At 60.3% G+C, this 20,519-nt stretch carries 18 protein-coding genes; all 18 read left to right on the top strand.

The window, feature by feature from the left end; translation table 11 throughout:
• The first annotated feature begins 2 nt into the window (after positions 1-2).
• A complete protein-coding gene (locus HMPREF2875_RS05715) occupies positions 3-1,364 on the top strand; it encodes a dihydroorotase (RefSeq protein ID WP_070671116.1) in 1,362 nt (453 codons plus the stop codon).
• A gap of 65 nt (positions 1,365-1,429) precedes the next feature.
• Positions 1,430-2,638, top strand: a complete 1,209-nt coding sequence (carA, locus tag HMPREF2875_RS05720; RefSeq protein ID WP_371327556.1) for a glutamine-hydrolyzing carbamoyl-phosphate synthase small subunit — start codon at positions 1,430-1,432, stop codon at positions 2,636-2,638.
• Between the two features lie 30 nt (positions 2,639-2,668).
• Entirely contained in the window at positions 2,669-6,010 is a 3,342-nt protein-coding gene (gene carB, locus HMPREF2875_RS05725; protein WP_070671118.1) for a carbamoyl-phosphate synthase large subunit, read from the top strand.
• On the top strand, positions 5,994-6,854 hold the full coding sequence (gene pyrF, locus HMPREF2875_RS05730) for an orotidine-5'-phosphate decarboxylase (protein WP_070671119.1): 861 nt from the start codon (positions 5,994-5,996) through the stop codon (positions 6,852-6,854). Before carB ends, pyrF begins: the two co-directional genes overlap by 17 nt.
• Positions 6,855-7,113: 259 nt before the next feature.
• On the top strand, positions 7,114-7,434 hold the full coding sequence (mihF, locus tag HMPREF2875_RS05735) for an integration host factor, actinobacterial type (protein WP_070671121.1): 321 nt from the start codon (positions 7,114-7,116) through the stop codon (positions 7,432-7,434).
• Positions 7,435-7,442: 8 nt separating this feature from the next.
• Positions 7,443-8,012, top strand: coding sequence for a guanylate kinase (gmk, locus tag HMPREF2875_RS05740; RefSeq protein ID WP_070671123.1), 570 nt, complete (start codon positions 7,443-7,445; stop codon positions 8,010-8,012).
• Between the two features lie 38 nt (positions 8,013-8,050).
• Complete coding sequence (rpoZ, locus tag HMPREF2875_RS05745; protein ID WP_039675212.1) at positions 8,051-8,353, top strand: DNA-directed RNA polymerase subunit omega; 303 nt, start codon at positions 8,051-8,053, stop codon at positions 8,351-8,353.
• 197 nt (positions 8,354-8,550) lie between these two features.
• Positions 8,551-9,792 (top strand): bifunctional phosphopantothenoylcysteine decarboxylase/phosphopantothenate--cysteine ligase CoaBC, encoded by a 1,242-nt coding sequence (coaBC, locus tag HMPREF2875_RS05750; RefSeq protein WP_070671125.1) that lies wholly within the window; start codon positions 8,551-8,553, stop codon positions 9,790-9,792.
• A 133-nt stretch (positions 9,793-9,925) separates the two neighbouring features.
• Positions 9,926-11,149 (top strand): methionine adenosyltransferase, encoded by a 1,224-nt coding sequence (metK, locus tag HMPREF2875_RS05755; RefSeq protein ID WP_070671127.1) that lies wholly within the window; start codon positions 9,926-9,928, stop codon positions 11,147-11,149.
• An 11-nt stretch (positions 11,150-11,160) separates the two neighbouring features.
• Positions 11,161-13,194, top strand: a complete 2,034-nt coding sequence (locus HMPREF2875_RS05760) for a primosomal protein N' (protein ID WP_070671129.1) — start codon at positions 11,161-11,163, stop codon at positions 13,192-13,194.
• Positions 13,195-13,285: 91 nt separating this feature from the next.
• Positions 13,286-13,795 (top strand): peptide deformylase, encoded by a 510-nt coding sequence (def, locus tag HMPREF2875_RS05765; RefSeq protein ID WP_070671131.1) that lies wholly within the window; start codon positions 13,286-13,288, stop codon positions 13,793-13,795.
• Positions 13,796-13,850: 55 nt separating this feature from the next.
• Complete coding sequence (fmt, locus tag HMPREF2875_RS05770; RefSeq protein WP_070671133.1) at positions 13,851-14,816, top strand: methionyl-tRNA formyltransferase; 966 nt, start codon at positions 13,851-13,853, stop codon at positions 14,814-14,816.
• Positions 14,813-16,357 (top strand): RsmB/NOP family class I SAM-dependent RNA methyltransferase, encoded by a 1,545-nt coding sequence (locus HMPREF2875_RS05775; protein ID WP_070671135.1) that lies wholly within the window; start codon positions 14,813-14,815, stop codon positions 16,355-16,357. The genes fmt and HMPREF2875_RS05775 overlap by 4 nt, the downstream gene beginning before the upstream one ends.
• 28 nt (positions 16,358-16,385) lie before the next feature.
• The gene (gene rpe, locus HMPREF2875_RS05780) at positions 16,386-17,063 is read left to right on the top strand and encodes a ribulose-phosphate 3-epimerase (RefSeq protein WP_070671137.1); all 678 of its coding nucleotides are present in this window, start codon (positions 16,386-16,388) and stop codon (positions 17,061-17,063) included.
• Positions 17,064-17,071: 8 nt separating this feature from the next.
• Positions 17,072-18,070 (top strand): bifunctional diaminohydroxyphosphoribosylaminopyrimidine deaminase/5-amino-6-(5-phosphoribosylamino)uracil reductase RibD, encoded by a 999-nt coding sequence (gene ribD, locus HMPREF2875_RS05785; RefSeq protein ID WP_256389695.1) that lies wholly within the window; start codon positions 17,072-17,074, stop codon positions 18,068-18,070.
• 7 nt (positions 18,071-18,077) lie between these two features.
• Positions 18,078-18,692: a riboflavin synthase gene (locus tag HMPREF2875_RS05790; RefSeq protein WP_070671140.1), complete on the top strand. Its 615-nt coding sequence runs from the start codon at positions 18,078-18,080 to the stop codon at positions 18,690-18,692.
• An 11-nt stretch (positions 18,693-18,703) separates the two neighbouring features.
• Positions 18,704-19,966: a bifunctional 3,4-dihydroxy-2-butanone-4-phosphate synthase/GTP cyclohydrolase II gene (locus HMPREF2875_RS05795; protein ID WP_070671142.1), complete on the top strand. Its 1,263-nt coding sequence runs from the start codon at positions 18,704-18,706 to the stop codon at positions 19,964-19,966.
• A gap of 36 nt (positions 19,967-20,002) precedes the next feature.
• Positions 20,003-20,485 (top strand): 6,7-dimethyl-8-ribityllumazine synthase, encoded by a 483-nt coding sequence (gene ribH, locus HMPREF2875_RS05800; protein WP_070671144.1) that lies wholly within the window; start codon positions 20,003-20,005, stop codon positions 20,483-20,485.
• The last annotated feature ends 34 nt before the right edge of the window (positions 20,486-20,519 follow it).

Raw genomic sequence — 20,519 nt, forward strand, 5'->3', positions numbered from 1 at the left:
ATATGACTACTTATCCCGACACCGGCGTGCTCTCCGCCCCAGCGGCGGGCACCCTTCTCATCACCAACGTGCGTCCCTACGGTGAGGGCGAACCCACGGACGTCCTCATCAAAGACGGCGTTATCGCCTCGATCGGTGCTGGGGCCGACGCGGCGGGGGCCACGGGCAATGAGTCCGGCAACACCACCCCAGACCGCACCATTGACGCTGGCGGCAACATCCTGTTGCCGGGCCTGGTAGACATGCACGTCCACCTGCGTGAGCCTGGTCGCGAGGACACTGAAACCATTGAGACCGGCTCCCGCGCTGCTGCCAAAGGTGGTTTCACAGCAGTATTCACCATGGCGAATACCACTCCGGTGACTGACCAGCCGATTATCGCCGAGTCCGTATGGGCAAAGTCCCAGAAGCTGGGCCTGTGCGATGTCCACCCGGTCGGCTCCATCACCAAGGGCCTCGAAGGCAAGACCCTTACGGAGTTTGGCATGATGGCCCGCTCCGATGCCAAGGTGCGTATGTTCTCCGATGACGGCAAGTGCGTTGAGGACCCGCAGCTTATGCGCCGTGCGTTGGAATACGCCAAGGGCCTCGATGTCCTCTTGGCCCAGCATGCTGAGGATCACCGGATGACTCAAGGGGCCTGCGCCAATGAAGGTGAGGTCGCCGCGCGTTTGGGCCTGCGTGGCTGGCCGCGCGTGGCTGAGGAGTCCATCGTCGCGCGCGATGCACTCCTTGCTCGTGACTACGGCAACCGCATGCACATCTGCCATGCTTCGACGAAGGGAACCGTGGAGCTGCTCAAGTGGGCGAAGGAGCAGGATATCCCGCTGACCGCGGAGGTTACTCCGCATCACCTGCTCATGACGGATGACAAACTGGTGTCCTATGACGGTGTCTTTCGTGTCAACCCGCCGCTGCGCGAGGAGAGCGATACCTTAGCGCTACGCCAAGCTTTGCTGGACGGGCTTATCGACGTCGTGGCTACCGACCACGCCCCGCACGGCAGCGAGGATAAGTGCGTGGAGTTTGAAAACGCCAAGCCCGGAATGTTGGGCTTGGAGTCCTCCCTGGCCGTCATCGCCAAGCTTTTTGTTGCCACCGGCTTGGCGGATTGGCGCTTCGTCGCCCGCGTCATGTCCGAGCGCCCGGCCGAAATTACCCGCCTGCCCGGCCACGGTCGCCCCATTGCCGAAGGCGAGCCGGCCAACCTCACCATCGTCGATCCGGAGCACCCGTGGGTCTCTGACTCCACGCGCTTAGCTTCTAAGTCCGAGAACAATCCTTACGAGGGCGAGGAATTTGGCGTACGCGTTACGCACACCATCCTGCGCGGAGCGGTGACCTACGACCTCACCGCCGAATAAACGGGACAATGAATACAGACACCACGAGCAACCAACGCTTTCTATTCGAAAGGCCACCACACACCGTGACTTCCACAGAGACTTCTACCGCAACCTCGACCAGTGAGGCGCGTTCCGGCACGAAACCTATTCCAGCCATCCTGGTTTTGGCTGATGGCCGTACCTTCCGCGGCTTCGGCTTCGGTGCTACCGGCACTACCTTGGGAGAGGCCGTGTTTACCACTGCCATGACCGGCTACCAGGAAACGATGACGGATCCGTCTTACCACCGCCAGATTGTGGTGACCGCCGCACCGCAGATTGGTAACACCGGTTGGAATGATGAAGACAACGAGTCCCATGACAACCAGATATGGGTCGCTGGCCTCGTGATACGTGACCTTTCCCGCCGCGTTTCCAACTGGCGCGCGGAGCGATCCCTGCCGGAGGAAATGGAGAAGCAGGGCATCATCGGCATCGGCGGTATCGATACCCGCACTCTGGTCCGCCACCTGCGCAATCACGGCTCTATCAAGGCCGGTATCTTCTCCGGTGAAGCAGCAGAGCGGGACGTCGAGGAGCTGCTCGACGAGGTCAAGAACCAGGCCTCCATGGCGGGGCTTGACCTCTCCGACGAAGTAACCACCGACAAGCCGTACACGATTGAGGCAGTCGGGGAGAAGCGCTTCACCGTCGTGGCCTATGACATGGGTATCAAGACCGCGACGCCGAACAACTTTGCGCAGCGCGGTATCGAGACCATCGTGGTACCTGCAAATACCCCGTTCGAGGAGATCAAGCAGTACAACCCAGATGGCGTCTTCGTTTCCAATGGCCCGGGCGATCCAGCGACCGCAGACGTCATGGTGGGTATCGTCCGCGACATCCTTGCAGCCGAGTACCCGTTCTTTGGTATCTGCTTTGGAAACCAGATCCTCGGACGTGCGCTGGGCATGGACACGTACAAGTTGAAGTTTGGCCACCGCGGCATCAATGTACCGGTGCGCAACCAGCTCACTGGCAAGATCGACATCACCTCCCAGAACCATGGCTTTGCTCTAGCCAGCCCGTCCGGCAAGGAAGACCCCGCCGGCGAGGAGTTCGATACCGACTTCGGTCCGGCAGTGGTTTCCCACACGTGCCTCAACGACAACACCATCGAAGGCGTTGCCCTCAAGAACGGCATGGCCTACTCCGTGCAGTATCACCCCGAATCTGCCGCCGGTCCGCACGATGCGAACCCGCTCTTTGACCAGTTCATCGAGCTCATGGCCGAGAAGTCCCCGAACAAGTAAACCGCAACCAGGAAAAGGAAGAAGAAACTTATGCCAAAGCGCAACGACATCAATCACGTCCTGGTTATCGGCTCCGGTCCGATTGTCATCGGTCAGGCTTGTGAGTTCGATTACTCCGGTACCCAGGCCTGCCGTGTCCTCAAGGAAGAGGGCCTGCGCGTAACGCTGGTTAACTCCAATCCGGCCACCATCATGACGGACCCCGAGTTCGCCGACCACACCTATGTCGAGCCCATCGAGCCAGAATTCATTGAAAAGATCCTCCTCAAAGAAAAGGAGGAAGGCCACCCCATCGACGCTGTTCTGGCAACCTTAGGTGGCCAGACCGCCCTCAACGCCGCGGTCCAGTTGGACCGCCTGGGCATCCTGAAGAAGTACGACATCGAGCTCATCGGTGCCGATATTGACGCGATCGAACGCGGTGAGGACCGTCAGAAATTCAAGGACATCGTCGCCTCCATCGGCGGTGAATCCGCTCGTTCCCGCGTATGCCACACGATGGAGGAGGTCCATGAGACCGTAGCGGAACTCGGACTGCCGGTAGTGGTGCGCCCGTCTTTCACCATGGGTGGCTTGGGTTCCGGTCTTGCTTTCAACGAAGAAGACCTCGAGCGCATTGCTGGTGGCGGCTTGGCAGCGTCCCCGGAAGCCAACGTTCTTATCGAAGAGTCCATCCTGGGGTGGAAGGAATTCGAGCTAGAGCTCATGCGAGACGGCGACGACAATGTCGTGGTCATCGCTTCCATCGAAAACGTCGACGCGCTTGGCGTTCACACTGGTGACTCCGTGACCGTGGCCCCAGCCCTGACCTTGACGGACCGCGAGTACCAGAAGATGCGGGACCAGGGTATTGCCATTATCCGCGAGGTTGGCGTTGACACCGGCGGCTGCAACATCCAGTTTGCTGTGAACCCGGATGACGGCCGCATCATCACCATTGAGATGAACCCACGTGTATCCCGTTCCTCCGCGCTGGCCTCCAAGGCCACCGGTTTCCCCATCGCCAAGCTGGCCGCCAAGCTGGCCATCGGCTACGCCCTTGATGAGGTTCGCAACGACATTACCGGCGTGACGCCGGCAGCCTTCGAGCCGACGCTGGACTACGTCATTGTCAAGGCCCCGCGCTTTGCCTTTGAGAAATTCCCGGGTGCTGACGACACCTTGACCACGACAATGAAGTCCGTGGGCGAGGCCATGGGCATTGGCCGCAACTACATCTCGGGCCTCAACAAGGTCATGCGTTCCCTGGAGGGCAAGCCTGCCGGATTCTGGACCCAGCCGGACGAGTACTTCGCCGGCGAGCGCGCAACCGATCTTGACGCTGTGCTCAAGGATCTGGAACGCCCGACTGAAGGCCGCATGTACGATATCGAGCTGGCCTTCCGCCTCGGCGCCACCGTGGAACAGCTGTACGAACACTCGAACGTTGACCCCTGGTTCCTCGCGGAGCTTGAGGCACTTGTTCAGTTCCGCACCGAACTCGTTGAGGCACCGGTGCTCGATGCTGAGCTCCTGCGCCGCGCTAAGGTCTTCGGCCTGTCTGATGCCCAGATTGCCGCGCTGCGTCCGGAGTTCGCTGGCGAAGACGGCGTACGTTCCCTGCGCTGGTCCCTGGGTATTCGTCCGGTCTACAAAACGGTCGATACTTGTGCTGGTGAGTTCGAAGCTCAGACCCCGTACCACTACAGCACCTATGAGCTGGATCCCAACGCCGAGTCCGAGGTCCGCCCGAGCGCGGACGGTTCCAAGGGAAAGGTCATCATCTTGGGCTCTGGCCCAAACCGCATCGGCCAGGGCATCGAGTTTGACTACTCTTGCGTCCACGCCGCACTGGAGCTCTCCCGTGAGGGCTACGAGACCGTCATGGTCAACTGCAATCCGGAGACGGTTTCTACGGACTATGACACCGCCGATCGCCTCTACTTCGAGCCGCTGACCTTCGAGGACGTCATGGAGGTCTACCACGCAGAAGCCCAGTCCGGCGAGGTTGCCGGTGTCATCGTTCAGCTGGGTGGCCAGACTCCGCTGGGTCTGGCAGAGCGCCTCACCGCTGCCGGTGTCCCGGTCGTCGGTACCTCCGCTGCCGCCATTGACTTGGCAGAAGACCGTGGTGAGTTCGGCAAGGTCCTTGCGGAAGCTGAGCTTCCAGCCCCAGCGTTTGGTACCGCAACGTCATTCGACGAGGCACGCCAGGTTGCCGCAGGTATCGGCTACCCGGTGTTAGTCCGCCCGTCCTACGTCTTGGGCGGCCGTGGAATGGAGATTGTCTACGATGAGGACTCCCTGCGCGACTACATTGAGCGCGCAACTGAAATCACCGCGGATCACCCGGTACTGGTGGACCGCTTCCTCGACAACGCTATTGAGATCGACGTCGATGCACTCTGCGATGGCGAGGAAGTCTACCTTGGCGGCGTGATGGAGCACATTGAGGAAGCCGGTATTCACTCCGGTGACTCGTCGTGTGCACTCCCGCCGATGACGCTCGGCCCGCAGGATATTGACAAGGTGCGTGAGTCCACGCGCCGCCTTGCTCACGGAATCGGCGTCAAGGGCCTCATGAACGTTCAGTACGCACTGAAGGACGACACCCTCTACGTCATCGAAGCCAACCCGCGTGCTTCTCGCACGGTGCCGTTCGTGTCTAAGGCTACGGGCGTACCGCTGGCCAAGGCCGCTGCACGCGTCATGCTTGGTGATTCCATTGCACAGCTGCGGGAGGACGGCATTATCCCGACTAATTACGACGGCGGCTCCCTTCCGCTCGAGCACCCGATCGCGGTAAAGGAAGCGGTTCTACCGTTCAACCGTTTCCGTCGTCCAGACGGCCGTTTGCTGGATACTTTGCTGTCGCCTGAGATGAAGTCCACTGGTGAGGTCATGGGTCTGGCCGATAACTTCGGCGCTGCCTACGCCAAGGGCGAGATGGCCGCGTTCGGTGAACTGCCGACCGAAGGAACCGTCTTCGTGTCTGTGGCTAACCGCGATAAGCGCACACTGATTTTCCCGATTCAACGCTTGGCCTACATGGGCTACACTATCGTCGCTACTGACGGTACGGCGCAGATGCTGCGCCGCAATGGTGTGGAGTGCGAGGTAGCTACCAAGGTGTCTGAGGCTGGGGACGGCCAGGAGTCCATCGTTGATGCCATCCTTGGCGGCAAAGTTGATCTCATCCTTAACACGCCAGCTGGCTCCGCCGGCGCTCGCCACGATGGCTACGACATTCGTGCCGCTGCAGTGTCTGTCGGCGTGCCGCTCGTGACCACTGTTCAGGGCGTGACCGCAGCAGTGCAGGGCATCGAGGCCCTGCGTCGAGGCGACCTGAAGGTTCGCGCACTCCAGGAGCTTGAGCATGCCCCAGCCAACTAAATCTACGGTGACCTTCGGCGAGAAAGCCGTTGCCGCTGGCCGCGAGCGTGGACGGCTGTGCGTCGGCATTGACCCGCACCCGCACCTGCTTGAGGCCTGGGGACTGTCTGCTGACGTTGACGGTCTTCGTACCTTCACCATGACCTGTGTGGAAGCCTTCGTGGATACCGCTGCCATGGTCAAGCCGCAGGTAGCTTTCTTCGAGCGCTGTGGCTCCCAGGGCTTCGCGGTGCTGGAGGAAGCTTTGGCTGCTTTGCGTGAGGGCGGTTGCCTCAGCCTGGCCGATGCCAAGCGTGGCGATATCGGCTCCACTATGGCTGGTTATGCCGAAGCGTGGCTGGGGGAGGACTCCCCGTTGCGTGCAGATGCGGTGACCGTCTCCCCGTACCTCGGCGTCGGTGCACTCAGCCCGGTCTTTGATGTGGCCGAGTATTCGGGTCGGGGAGTGTTTGTCCTAGCGGCAACGTCCAACCCAGAAGCGAAGGCCCTGCAATCGTTGAGCGTCGAAGGCCGTAGTGTAGCCCAGCGCGTCGTTGATGAGCTGGCAGAACGCAACGCAGCGGTGGCCACTCAAGGCGACGGTAATGAGCCGAGCGTCGGTGCTCTGGGCGTCGTTGTAGGAGCAACGCTCGACACTCCGCCAGAGTTAGACCAATTGAACGGTCCGGTTCTTTTGCCGGGCGTGGGTGCTCAGGGAGCTACGCCTGCAGATGTTCGAGCGCTGACCAAGGCAGCGCCGGAGTTAGGCTTTGCCAACGTGTCACGCGCAATTCTTTCGTGCGGCCCGAAGGTCGATGACCTGCGGAAAGCGGTAATAGAGACGGCGGCAGAGTTCCGAGATTAAGTTAACGGCGTGCCCAATTAACGAGCGCGCCGTTTACCTGGTATTTTGTTTAAGGCATGTGCGTTGACGTGCAGGAACCTTTAAAAGAAGGGGACCGGGTTACGTCATCGCGTACAGACCAGTGCTAGGATTGCCAGAAGTCGGTTCGTGGAGGTAGCAAAAGCTATCTCCCGCTGGGGAAATCATGCCCCTGAGGACCGAGATTCTGGTGCCAGCCATCAGACGAAAATGTTCACACTAATGAAATCGGAGGAAACCCGTGGCCCTTCCCAAGTTGACTGATGAGCAGCGCAAGGAAGCTCTCGCAAAGGCCGCTGAGGCCCGCAAGGCTCGTGCTGAGCTCAAGGCTGCGCTGAAGCGCGGCGAGACCAACCTGCAGGACGTTCTGGAGAAGGCTGAGACCGATGAGATCATCGGCAAGACCAAGGTCTCCGCTCTCCTCGAGGCCCTGCCGAAGGTGGGCAAGGTCAAGGCTAAGGAAATCATGGAGGACCTGGAGATTGCTCAGACCCGCCGCCTGCGTGGTCTGGGTGACCGTCAGCGTCGCGCCCTGCTCGAGCGTTTCGGCTACAGCGAGTAAATAGCGCAATGGCTGACGAAACTGCACGCGGACGCCTGGTTGTACTGGCCGGGCCGTCTGCAGTGGGTAAGTCCACTGTGGTTTCGCGCCTGCGCGACGATGTCGACAACCTCTACTTCAGCGTCTCTATGACGACGCGCCAACCCCGTCCTGGCGAGACCGACGGGGTTGACTATTTCTTCGTCACCCCGGAGGACTTCCAGGAACGTATCGACGCCGGAGACATGCTCGAATGGGCAGAAATCCACGGCGGCTTGCAGCGTTCCGGCACGCCGGCACAGCCGGTCCAGGAAGCTTTGCAGGCTGGCCGTCCGGTGTTGGTGGAGGTTGATCTTGCAGGCGCCCGCAACGTCAAGGCGGCGATGCCGGAGGCAGAAACCGTGTTTCTTGCCCCACCCTCATGGGATGTTCTCGTTGAGCGCCTGACCGGGCGGGGAACGGAACCCCAGGATGTCATCGACCGCAGACTGCAGACTGCAGAGACGGAGCTTGCCGCGCAAAAGGAGTTCGACCACGTCGTAGTTAACAATGAACTCGATGAGGCCGTAACTGCTATTAGTGCTATCCTGCGTGGATAGACCAAGATTTTGACCATCTACCAACAGTAAAGGTGCATGTGACCAACGTGACCACACCTGCTAATTCTGAGGCCGTAAAGCCTGAGCCAGTTTTCGATCCGCCAACGGGTATTACTGACCCGCCGATTGATGAGCTGCTGGATAAGGTCTCTTCCAAGTACGCACTGGTGATCTTCGCCGCGAAGCGAGCGCGTCAGATTAACAGCTACTACCAGGAACAAGACGAAGGCGTCTTCGAGTTCGTTGGACCGCTGGTGACCCCGGAGCCGGGTGAGAAGCCGCTGTCCATCGCCCTGCGTGAGATCGAGGCCGGTCTCCTCGACCACGAGGAAGGCAACTAGGCTCTACGCGGGTTAACGCGTCGACTGACTGTGTCTCGTGGCTTCTTGGCCTGCCGGGCCGGGGGATTCACCGCCGGGCGATTGAACACAGTGAGTTGTCTTCGATACCCACCCATGCATCTTGAAGGAAGCATGGGTGGGTTTCCTGCGTCTTGGGTAACATCGTCCGGGTGAAGGACGTACAGGAAACCCCAGACATGACCAGTGCCCACCGTCGCATCCTTGTCGGTGTCGCCGGCGGCATCGCCGCATACAAAGCCTGCCACCTCATTCGTGACTTCAAAGAGCAAGGCGATGATGTTCGCGTCATACCTACTGAATCTGCCCTGAATTTTGTCGGCGCGGCCACCTTCGAGGCTCTATCAGGCAACCCGGTCTCGACTTCTGTGTTTGATGCGGTGGATGAAGTTCAGCATGTGGCTTTGGGCCAGCAAGCAGATGCCGTCGTTATCGCGCCAGCAACGGCGGATCTCATTGCACGGCTAGCCTGTGGCCGTGCGGATGATTTGCTCACTGCATCCGTACTCGTGGCGACATGCCCGGTCATCGTAGTTCCCGCGATGCATACTGAGATGTGGCTGAATCCGGCAACACAAGACAACGTGGCAACGCTGCGCCGCCGTGGGATTACCGTTATGGAACCCGCACACGGACGTCTTACTGGTAAGGACACTGGTGCTGGACGGCTGCCGGAGCCGAACCAGATCGCCGAATTTGCACGTACCGTCATGGACGGCCATCAGGTTCCTTTCGACTGGCAAGGCCGCAAGGTTGTCGTTTCCGCCGGTGGCACCCAGGAGAATCTGGATCCAGTACGGTTCCTTGGTAACCGTTCATCGGGCCGCCAAGGTTTTGCATTAGCGGAGATTGCCGCACAGCGCGGGGCTGATGTCACAATCGTTGCGGGAGCTACTGAGGATCTTCCTGTTCCCTCCGGTGCCGACGTAGTACGCGTGACCTCAACACGCGATATGGAGGCTGCCATGAACGAGCATTCCGCAGATGCCGATATCGTCATTATGGCCGCCGCGGTAGCGGACTATCGCCCAGCACACGTGGCCGATTCCAAGATGAAAAAAGGCGCTGCTGACGAGGATTTAGCGCGACTCGAGCTCGTGGAGAACCCGGATATCCTCAAAGGCCTCGTGAAGCGACGCGACGGTGGAGAACTCAACAAAGACGCCGTCATTGTAGGCTTCGCTGCCGAAACCGGCGATGACAACACAAGCGTTCTTGAGTACGCCCAGCAGAAGTTTCACCGGAAGGGCTGCGATGTCCTTATGGCCAATGAAGTGGGCGAAGGCAAGGTCTTTGGACAACCCACTAGCGCGGGGTGGATCTTTCGGCGCAATGCTGAGCCGGTAGTGGTGGAGCACGGCAGCAAACAAGTAGTGGCGGCGCAGATTCTTGATGCAGTGAATGAAATACTTCCGGTGTAGCGGTCATTCTTGCAGCTGTAGACCGCTTGGTCTACGATGGGCTGGTGTCAACGCGCCGCTACTTCACGCTGGGATCTACGTACCAGCCTCTCAACCCATCCCACGGCGCGCGGAACTAGCTTAAGGACAATGTGTGACTGAATCAGCTACCCAGGCAGTACGCCTCTTCACCAGCGAATCCGTGACAGAAGGTCATCCGGATAAGATTTGTGATGCGATCTCGGACGCCATTCTTGACGCCCTACTGGAGGTCGACCCCGATGCCCACGTCGCCGTCGAAACGATGGTGACCACGGGCCAGGTCCATGTCGTGGGCGAGGTCCGCACCTCCGGCTATGTCGAAATCCCACAGATTGTTCGCAAGACTCTCGTGGACATCGGATTCACCTCGTCTGATGTGGGCTTCGATGGCCGTACCTGCGGCGTCAACGTCGCCATCGGTGAGCAGTCTCAGGAGATCGGCGCCGGTGTGGATGCCTCCACCGAAGTTCGTTCCGGTGACTATGAGGATGATGACCAGTACGGTGCCGGCGATCAAGGCCTCATGTTCGGCTATGCCACTAACGAGACGCCTGAGTTTATGCCGCTGCCGATTTCCACGGCTCACCGCCTATCCCGCCGTCTGACCCAGGTGCGTAAGGAAGGAATTATTCCCTCCCTGCGTCCCGATGGTAAAACTCAGGTAACCTTTGCCTACGACGAGGACGATGTACCGACCCGTCTGGAAACCATTGTGATCTCTACCCAACACGATCCGGACGTTACGCAGGAATGGCTCACTGAACAACTGCGTACGCACGTGGTGGAATGGGTTATCGATGATGCCGAGTTGGGCAAGTACTACACCGATGACACCGAACTGCTCATCAACCCGTCTGGTTCCTTCATCTTGGGTGGGCCCATGGGTGATGCCGGTCTGACCGGCCGCAAGATTATCGTCGATACCTATGGCGGCATGGCCCGCCACGGCGGCGGCGCGTTCTCCGGCAAGGACCCAAGCAAGGTGGACCGTTCTGCTGCCTACGCAATGCGCTGGGTGGCTAAGAACATCGTGGCTGCCGGTCTTGCTGACCGCGCCGAAGTTCAGGTGGCCTATGCCATCGGTCGTGCGAAGCCGGTAGGCCTGTACGTCGAGGCTTTTGGCACTGCTAAGAACGGGTTGACCGACGGAGCCATCCAGGCCGCTGTCAACAAGGTCTTTGACCTTCGACCGGCTGTCATCATCCGCGATTTGGACCTGCTGCGCCCGCTCTACAGTGCGACTGCCGCCTACGGCCACTTCGGCCGAACCGACGTCGACCTCCCGTGGGAGGACACCTCCCGCGCTGAAGAACTACGCCGCGCTGCCGGCCTGTAGAATCGGGCACCATGCCCAAGAAGACACCCGCCGCCCATCAACCGGTCGGGCGGGTGTTGCCTTTGTTGGGGGTAGCACACCTGGACCGTGCCTTTGATTACCTCATTGATGAGGCAGATTCAGAGGCAGCGCAACCGGGTGTTCGCGTGCGCATCCGCTTTAACGGGCGGCTGGTTGACGCCATCCTTCTCGCCCGCGGTAGTGATTCAGAATTTGAGGGATCGCTGCGCTATATTGACCGAGTCATTTCGCCGTACGCGGTATATACGCCCGTCATGTCAGCATTAGTGGATTCTCTAGCAGCCCGTTATGGCGGGGTGCGTTCTGACATTATTCGTACGGCTATTCCGGCACGTCATGCGAAGGCGGAAGAAGCCGATCTTGAGACGCCGTGGGAAGAGTTAGGCAGCATTGAGCACCCAGATCTTTCTGCGTGGTCACGGTATGAATATGGTGAGTCCTTCGTTGACTCGGTTCTAGCTGGGCACATCGCTCGTGCTGCCTGGCAAATAGCGCCTGGCGCAGATTGGGCTGAAGCACTCGCAGCTCTCGGCACGAGCGTGGCGATCAAGGGCGGGGGAGTGCTCATGGTCGTTCCTGACCAGCGTGACCTCGACCGGTTGGAAAAGGCCTTCCGTCAGTATGTCTCCGCCAAACAGGTTACTGTGCTTGCTCACAGCACTGGCCCCCAGGCGCGCTATCGGCGCTACCTTTCTGCGCTGACTGGTCAATCCCGCATTGTCATTGGAACGCGTTCGGCGGCTTTTGCTTCTGTCAAAGACTTACAGCTTGCGGTCATCCTCAATGATGGTGACGATAACCTCGTGGATAACCTTAAGCCCTACGTCCATGCTCGCGAGGTACTCAGTACGCGTTCTGCACACGAAGGCTGCAGCTTCATTGTGGCTGGTCATTCGCGTACCGCTGAGGTTCAGCTCTTAGTGGAGTCTGGGTGGGCCCACAACCTCGTCCCCACAGAAGAGGCGCTTAAAGCCTCCCGCCCTGACATCGTCCCGGTAGGTGCCTTCGGAGTACAACTCGCTAGGCACATGCAGGGAGGAACCACCTCGGTTTCTGGTCCAGCTTTCCAGGCCACGCGAGCTGCCCTCGACCGTGGCGAGCCTGTCCTCGTTCAAGTGCCGCGTAAAGGTTACGCACCAATCCTTGCCTGCGGGCAGTGCTCTTCCCCGGCGCGCTGCCGGCACTGCAACGGCCCGCTGGGTCTTCCCGCCGCCGGAAGTACCAACTCCCAGTCGGCGTCTTTGCCTACCTGCCGTTGGTGTGGGCGAGTGGACACACACTATCGCTGTTCCGAGTGCGGCTCACCGCGTCTGCGCGCCATCGTGCTGGGGTCCGAGCGCACAGCGGAGGAGCTAGGCCGCGCCTTCCCCCAGACTCGTATTATTCTGTCGGGTGGTTCGAAGGTGGTCGATGAGATCCCACAAGGGCCGGCTCTCGTTATTGCAACACCCGGTGCGGAACCTTATGTGGCGGACAACGGTCATTATGGTGCAGCATTACTCGTGGAGACTGGTGCGCTATTGGGCCGCCAGGATCTGCGCGCAACGGAAGATACTCTGGCTAAGTGGGCTGCTGCGGCGAGTCTCGTCTGCCCAGCGGAAGCCGGTGGTGCGGTCATTGTGGCGGCTGACGAACAGCTACCACTCGTGGGTTTCTTTATGAACTGGGACATGGTGGGCGCTGCTGCCGCAGAGTTGCATGCACGTCGGGAGGTGCGTTTCCCACCCGCAGTGCATATGGCAGCTATCGACGGCGCTGATGCTTCCTTGGCTTCCTTCCTTGAGCTGGTAGAGCTCCCGGAACATGCTGAGCTTCTCGGCCCCGTGCCCTTGCCGCCTGGTGTGAGTCTGCCGGGCGACTATGACCGTGAGCGCGGCGGCGAGCCTCAGCGCTTGCTCTTGCGCACCCCTCTAGGGCCGCGTTCGGAACTTGGAGTGAGGTTGCGTACCGCGAACGCGGTGCGCAGTGCACGCAAAGATGTGTTGCCGCTACGTATCGCCGTCGATCCCATCAACATTGGTTAGGCAGCACGCACGAGGGGTACCTCGTCGGCGCGGATGGTGCGCGGTGAACTATTGTCGGTCAAGAACATCCCAACGACGAGGAGTACTCACCATGACTGTGCGCGAGGTTCGCCTATATGGCGATCCCGTCCTGAATACCCGTGCCGAGGAGATTACCGAGTTCGGGCCATCCCTCGAGCGCCTCGCTCAAGACATGCTTGAGACGATGGAGGATGCCGGTGGAGTCGGCCTTGCTGCTAACCAAATTGGCCTGACCAAGCGCATCTTTGTCTTCGATTGCTCGCATTATCAAGATGGGCTTCGTGGGGCCATTGTCAATCCAGAATGGGACGCCATTGGGGAGGATACCCAGCTAGGAACCGAGGGCTGTTTGTCCATCCCGGGCATCTCGCAGCCAACTGAGCGCTACAACACGGTCCGAGTGCGCGGCTCCGATCCCTCAGGACGGCCCTTGGCGATGGTGGCGTCAGGCCTTATGGCGCGGTGTATTCAGCACGAGACCGACCACCTTGACGGCGTGCTTTTCCTGCAGCGCTTGAGTAGAGAGCTACGGAAGGAATCTATGAAGACCATCCGAGAATCAGACTGGTTTAACGCGTAATACACATCCGCATTCGCGAACCCTATACGTTTACTAGAAAGGTACGAGTCTTACAGTGCGCATCATTTTCGCCGGAACCCCCGAGCCAGCCGTTGTGGCGCTGGAGAAGCTCATTGCTTCCCGTCACGAGGTCGCTGCCGTCATTACCCGCCCAGATGCCCGCCGCGGTCGTGGACGCACCCTTCACCCGAGTCCGGTCAAGGTTCTGGCAGAGAAACATGGCATTGAGGTGCTGACACCAACCACGCTGAAGCCGGGGACTGAGGACGGCGATGCTCTCCGCGCACGTCTCGCCGAGCTTTCTCCCGAGGCTATCCCCGTCGTGGCTTATGGCAACCTCATTACTGAAGACCTTCTCCACGTTCCGACCCACGGTTGGGTGAATCTGCACTTCTCCTTGCTTCCCTCATGGCGCGGCGCGGCCCCGGTACAAGCCTCCATTGCGGCCGGCGATGAGGTCACTGGTGCTTCTACCTTCCGCATCGACAAGGGGCTAGATACCGGTGACATCCTTGCCACCTTGGAGCAGCGCATCCAGCCCACCGATACCGCAGATGATCTGCTCACACGCCTTGCCTACGCAGGGGCGGACCTTCTCGTGGAGACGATGGATGGCCTCGAGGACGGCAGCATTTCCCCGCAGCCGCAGGAAGGGGAAGCGACGTACGCGCACAAGATTGCTACTGAGGATGCCCGGATTGAGTGGGCAGCGCCTGCCGACGTCATCGACCGCCACATCCGCGCTCACACTCCAGGTCCAGGTGCATGGACGCTGCTGGGCGAGTCCCGCCTTAAGGTCGGCCCTATCAGCCTGGCTGATGGTGAATCGGGCGCGTCTGCGTTGCGCCCAGGCGAGGTCCGAGTAGGAAAAAAGGAGGTCCTCGTCGGCACGGGCAGCACCGCAGTGCGCCTGGGACAAGTTCAGCCACCAGGAAAGAAGATGATGAACGCCGCCGATTGGGGCAGGGGATTGAGCAGCCAGATGGCCAAGGATGAACAGGATGAGGTGACCTTCTCGTGAGCGGAGGCTTCAGATCTCGCAGCAAGTCCGGTGACCCCGCTGATCGCGGAAAGAAGAACCACGACAAAAAGCGTCATGGAGGCACGCAAAAGCGTGCCTCCACGCGCCACAACAATCGAGGCACCGCCGCGGGGCGCCGAAATGCTCGCGTTCGCCCCACAGACTCGCTGATTCAAGCCGCGCGCCGCAGCGGTGTCGATGTCCCGCGCGCGGTGGCATTCGACGTATTGCGTCGCGTGGCTGCCGATGACGCCTTTGCCAACCTCACACTGCCCAAGGCGCTCAGCGCGAACAAACTCACTGGACGCGATGCGGCGTTTGCTACAGAACTTACCTACGGGACCCTGCGTACCGAAGGCGTGCTTGATGCGGTTATCGCGACATGTGCTTCCCGCGGGCTCGACGCGATGGCGCCGGAGGTGCTGACTGCACTTCGTTTGGGTACGTACCAGGTGCTCTATACCCGTGTGGAGGCACATGCAGCCGTCGATACCACCGTGCGCCTCGTCGAGGCAGCTGACCACGAGAAGGCCAAAGGTTTTGCCAATGGCATCATGCGCACCATCACGCGCACTCCGGCAGAGGAGTGGCTCGAACAGCTGACACCGCGCGGCGAGATTGCCGCCCTAGCCTTCCGCCACGCCCATCCTGAGTGGATTGCGAGCTCTTTTGCGCGAGCTTTAGGTGACTCGGAGGAGTTGGAGAAAGCGCTTGAGGCTGATTCCCAGCGGCCCATCGTGCACCTCGTAGCACGTCCAGGGGAGATAACGGCAGAAGAGCTCGCGCTCATGACCGGCTGTGAGGAAGGCCAGTATTCGCCGTACGCGGTGTATTTGGAACACGGTGACCCCGGTTCCCTGGAACCCGTGCGCCAAGGCATGGCGGCGGTACAGGATGAAGGTTCGCAGCTTATTGCACGCGCAGTCACGGAAGCTCCCTTGATTGGTGATGACACCGGCCGTTGGCTGGATCTCTGTGCCGGACCAGGTGGCAAGGCTGCGCTCATGGGGGCGATTGCCCGAATCGACAGCGCTACTGTCGACGCCATCGAGGTCTCCCCGCACCGAGTAAAGCTCGTCGAAAAGACCGCGAGGGATCTACCGGTGCGGGTGCATACGGCCGATGGCCGCTCGCCCGGCCTCGAGCCAGGGTATGACCGCGTTCTTGTCGACGCCCCCTGTTCCGGTCTCGGAGCCCTGCGTCGCCGACCAGAAGCTCGATGGCGCAAGTCTGAGTCCGATATTAAGGACCTCACCTCACTGCAGGCAGAGCTTCTCGAATCTGCACTCAACCTGGTTCGCCCGGGCGGCGTTGTGGTCTATTCGACGTGTTCGCCAGACCTGCGCGAAACCCGCGAGATTGTCGACGCGGCCGTCGCCCAGCATGGCGAGGGGGCAGCGTTGCGCATTGAAGAGCTCGATGCGCGCCAACTTCTGCCGGACATGGGCAATGTGGGCAGCGAACTCTCCGCGCAGTTGTGGCCGCATCGTCATGGCACCGACGCCATGTTTTTCGCAGTCCTTCGCCGACTAGCGGACTAGAGGGGACGAAGGGACTAGGCTGAGTGACATGTCTGCAGAAAAGTCTGGTCCCATCATTGCCCCGTCCATTCTGGCCGCCGACTTTACCCAACTTGGTGACGAAGTCCGCGCAGTAGCCAACGCGGACTGGATCCACGTTGACATTATGGATGGTCATTTCGTCCCCAACTTGTCTTTCGGCCCGGACATCACCGCCACCGTGGACGGCATCACGACGCAAACCCTTGACGTGCACCTCATGATTGAGGAGCCGGAGAAGTGGGTAGATACCTACGCTAAGGCGGGCGCTGATTGCATCATTTTCCACGTTGAGGCTGTCGCCGATAAGGACGCAGCGCTAGCGCTCGCGCAGAAGATCCGTGATCTCGGTGTGCGTGCAGGATTCTCCATCAAGCCGGGCACCCCGATTGAACCGTGGTTGGATTCTTTGGAGCACTTCGACGAGGTTCTCGTCATGTCCGTGGAGCCGGGCTTTGGCGGTCAAAGCTTCATGCCTGAGCAACTCGACAAAGTCCGCACCTTGCGCCAGGTTATTGATGAACGCGGTCTTGATGTTCTCATTGAGATCGACGGTGGCATTTCTGCCGAAACCATCCGCCAGTCCGCAGAAGCCGGATGTGATGCCTTTGTGGCGGGATCCGCCATTTACAAGCAGGCGGATAAGGCCGCGGCTGTCGATGAGTTGCGCCGCCTAGCCACGCTGTAACCAGAGCTTTGATTGAGAATGCAGTGCGCCTGGCCATGACAGCCGGCGCCCAGGCACGAGGCACCACCAGCCCCAATCCACCTGTCGGAGCGGTCATTCTGGACGCCGCCGGTGAAATTGCCAGCGTGGGCCACACGCAGCCGCCCGGCGGACCCCATGCGGAGATTATGGCGCTGAAGATGGCAGGGGAGAAGGCCCGCGGCGGGACTGCCGTGGTGACCCTGGAGCCTTGCAACCACACCGGCCGTACGGGACCGTGTGCGCAGGCGCTTATCGACGCCTCCCTGGGCAGCGTTTACTTCCTCCATCCTGATCCCACTCCGCAAGCAGCGGGCGGTGCCGCCGCACTAGCAGCGGCCGGTATCACCGTCGGCACGGTTGAGGCGCCCGCAGGGGTCGAGGATGTGCTCATTCCCTGGCTCACTGCGATGGAGCTGGGCCGGCCACATGTCACGCTGAAGTTTGCTCAAAGCCTCGACGGCTTTACCGCTGCTGTTGATGGCACAAGCCAGTGGATTACGGGTGCTCAGGCCCGCGAACACGTCCATATCGACCGCGCTCGGCGCGATGCCATCCTCATCGGTACCGGCACGGCGTTGGCTGATAACCCTTCGCTCACCGCGCGCTACCCGGACGGTGGATTGCGGGACAACCAGCCGCGGCGTGTCGTGGTGGGACGTAGAGACGTCGCCAAGCACGGCGCTCACAACCTCGCACGTCTAGGTTTCGAGCAATACGCCACGCCTCAGGCAGCTCTGGCTGAACTGTACGCCAGCGGTGCCCGTGACGTCCTCGTGGAAGGCGGAGCCGGACTTGCTTCCAGCATGCTGGAGCTCGGGTACGTCGACTCGATCCAGGCCTACCTGGGCAACGTCATCCTCGGTGAAGGCACTGGTGTGCTTAAGCACGCGGCCGCATCGACGCTGGCAGAAGCGCCGCGCTGGTGCCGTCACTCGGTCAAGGTATTAGGCGATGACGTGCTTATTGAATATCAGAGGAAAGGATAGAGACTCGGTGTTTACCGGACTTGTAGAAGAAATTGGTCGCGTGGAAAGCGTGGAGCACCAGGGCGATGCCGTGCGTCTCGGCATTGCCGCGGCGGCGGTTTTAGACGACGCCCAGCTTGGTGATTCTATCGCGGTCAACGGTGTGTGCCTGACCGTAGCGGAACTTGGCGAGGGCACCTTTATCGCCGATGTCATGCAGGAATCCTTGGATCGCAGTTCACTGGGAGAACTAGAAATTGGCTCGGCGGTCAACCTCGAGCGCGCGGTTCTTCCCACAACGCGCCTTGGCGGACACATTGTGCAAGGGCACGTGGATGGAACGGCACAGTTGCTTTCTCGAACCCCATCAGAGAATTGGGAAGTTCTGCGCTTCAGCCTCCCGCAGGATCTAGCGCACTACGTGGTGGAGAAAGGTTCCATTGCTGTGCAAGGCACCTCGCTGACTGTCTCGGCAGTGGGAAAGGACTACTTCGAGGTCTCACTCATCCCGACCACTCTGCGCGATACTGTATTCGGTTCCTTGGAGCCTGGGGCAACAGTAAACCTGGAAGTTGACGTGTTCGCTAAGTATGTGGAGAAGATGGTTTACCCTAACGTCACTGCGCATTCTGCTGAGGGATAGAGTTAATCCTTATGACCGCCGCAGATTCAACCTTCACTCTAGATAGCGTCGACCAAGCCATCGCGGACATCGCGGCCGGCAAAGCTGTCATCGTCGTGGACAACGAGGACCGCGAGAACGAGGGTGACCTCATCTTTGCCGCTGAGTTGGCTACTCCAGAACTCGTGGCCTTTATGGTGCGCTATAGCTCCGGCTATATTTGCGCACCGCTCCTGCCGGAGGATTGTGAGCGGCTCAACCTGCCACCAATGATGGCCGTGAACCAAGACGTGCGTCATACCGCTTACACGGTGACGGTGGACCTAGCAAACGGTTCCACGGGCATTTCTGCCACCTCTCGCTGCGAGACGATTCGTGCGTTGGCGGACCCTGCATCGGAACCTGCAGACTTTACCCGGCCCGGACACGTGGTTCCTCTCGCAGCACGCCCCAACGGTGTGCTTGAGCGCGATGGTCATACTGAGGCATCCATCGACCTGGCCCGCCTCGCAGGGCTGCGACCCGCAGGTGTTTTGTGTGAGATCGTGTCCGAAGAGGATCCGACCGATATGGCGCGTTCCCCGGAGCTGCGTCGCTTCGCCGATAAACACGGCCTAACGATGATTTCCATTGAGCAGCTTATTGACTGGCGTCGACACCACGAGCAGTACGTCACCCGCCAAGTAGAAACTCGCCTGCCCACTGAGCACGGCGAGTTCAGGGTGGTGGGTTACCGGAATGACGTCGACAAGCACGAGCACATAGCACTCATTGTCGGTGACCTCGACGATTACGCCGGTGCCACCGATGTGCCGGTGCGTGTGCACTCGGAGTGTCTTACTGGCGATGTTTTCGGTTCCCAGCGCTGCGATTGCGGTCCACAGCTGCAGGAATCCCTGCGTGCGGTGCAGGAGGCAGGACGGGGCATTGTTATCTACCTGCGCGGCCAAGAAGGGCGCGGCATTGGGCTCATCAACAAGCTCAAGGCCTATAGCCTGCAGGACGACGGTTTGGATACCGTCGACGCCAACGTCGAGCAAGGCCTGCCGGAAGACGCCCGCGAATACTCCGTAGCCGGACAGATCCTGCGGGATATCGGCGTTTCTTCAGTGAACCTGCTCACCAACAATCCGCACAAGGGCGAAGGCCTGCAGGGCTTTGGCATTGATGCCTCTGCACGCACCGCTTTGGCTACCCCGGCGACGGAAGACAACATCGCCTACCTGCGCACCAAGCGCGACCGTATGGGCCATGACCTGCCGCAGGTGGCAGAGTGGGACAAGAAGCACTCTTAAACGTTCACGACTTCAAGGTTCACAAAGGAGCACACAATGAGCAAAGACGGCCTTCCTACTCCAAAGAATGTCTCCGGTGAGGGCATCCGCGTGGCTGTGGTGACGGCGACGTGGAACGAGGAAATCTGTGATCAGCTGCACCGCCGCGCTATTGAGACCGCTGAAGAAGCCGGCGCGGAAATCACCGCTGTGCGCGTCGTCGGCGCGTTGGAGCTGCCCGTGGTGGTCCAAGCTGCGGCACGCACGCACGATGCCGTCGTTGCGCTCGGATGCGTTGTCCGCGGTGGGACCCCGCACTTTGATTACGTGTGTGACTCGGTAACGCAGGGCCTCACACGCATTGCTCTCGATGAGTCGACGCCGGTAGGCAACGGCGTGCTCACCGTCAACGAGTATGACCAAGCCGTCGACCGCGCAGGTTTTGAAAGCTCCGCCGAAGACAAGGGCGCGGAATCCATGCACGCAGCTTTAGAAACCGTGCACACCTTGCGTACACTAAACGAGTCGACCCCGCAGTAGCCTGCGCAGTTGATGGGTGACGCGGCCCTAGCTG

The organism is Corynebacterium sp. HMSC078H07 (assembly GCF_001812805.1).
In the GTDB taxonomy this organism is placed as follows: Bacteria; Actinomycetota; Actinomycetes; order Mycobacteriales; family Mycobacteriaceae; genus Corynebacterium.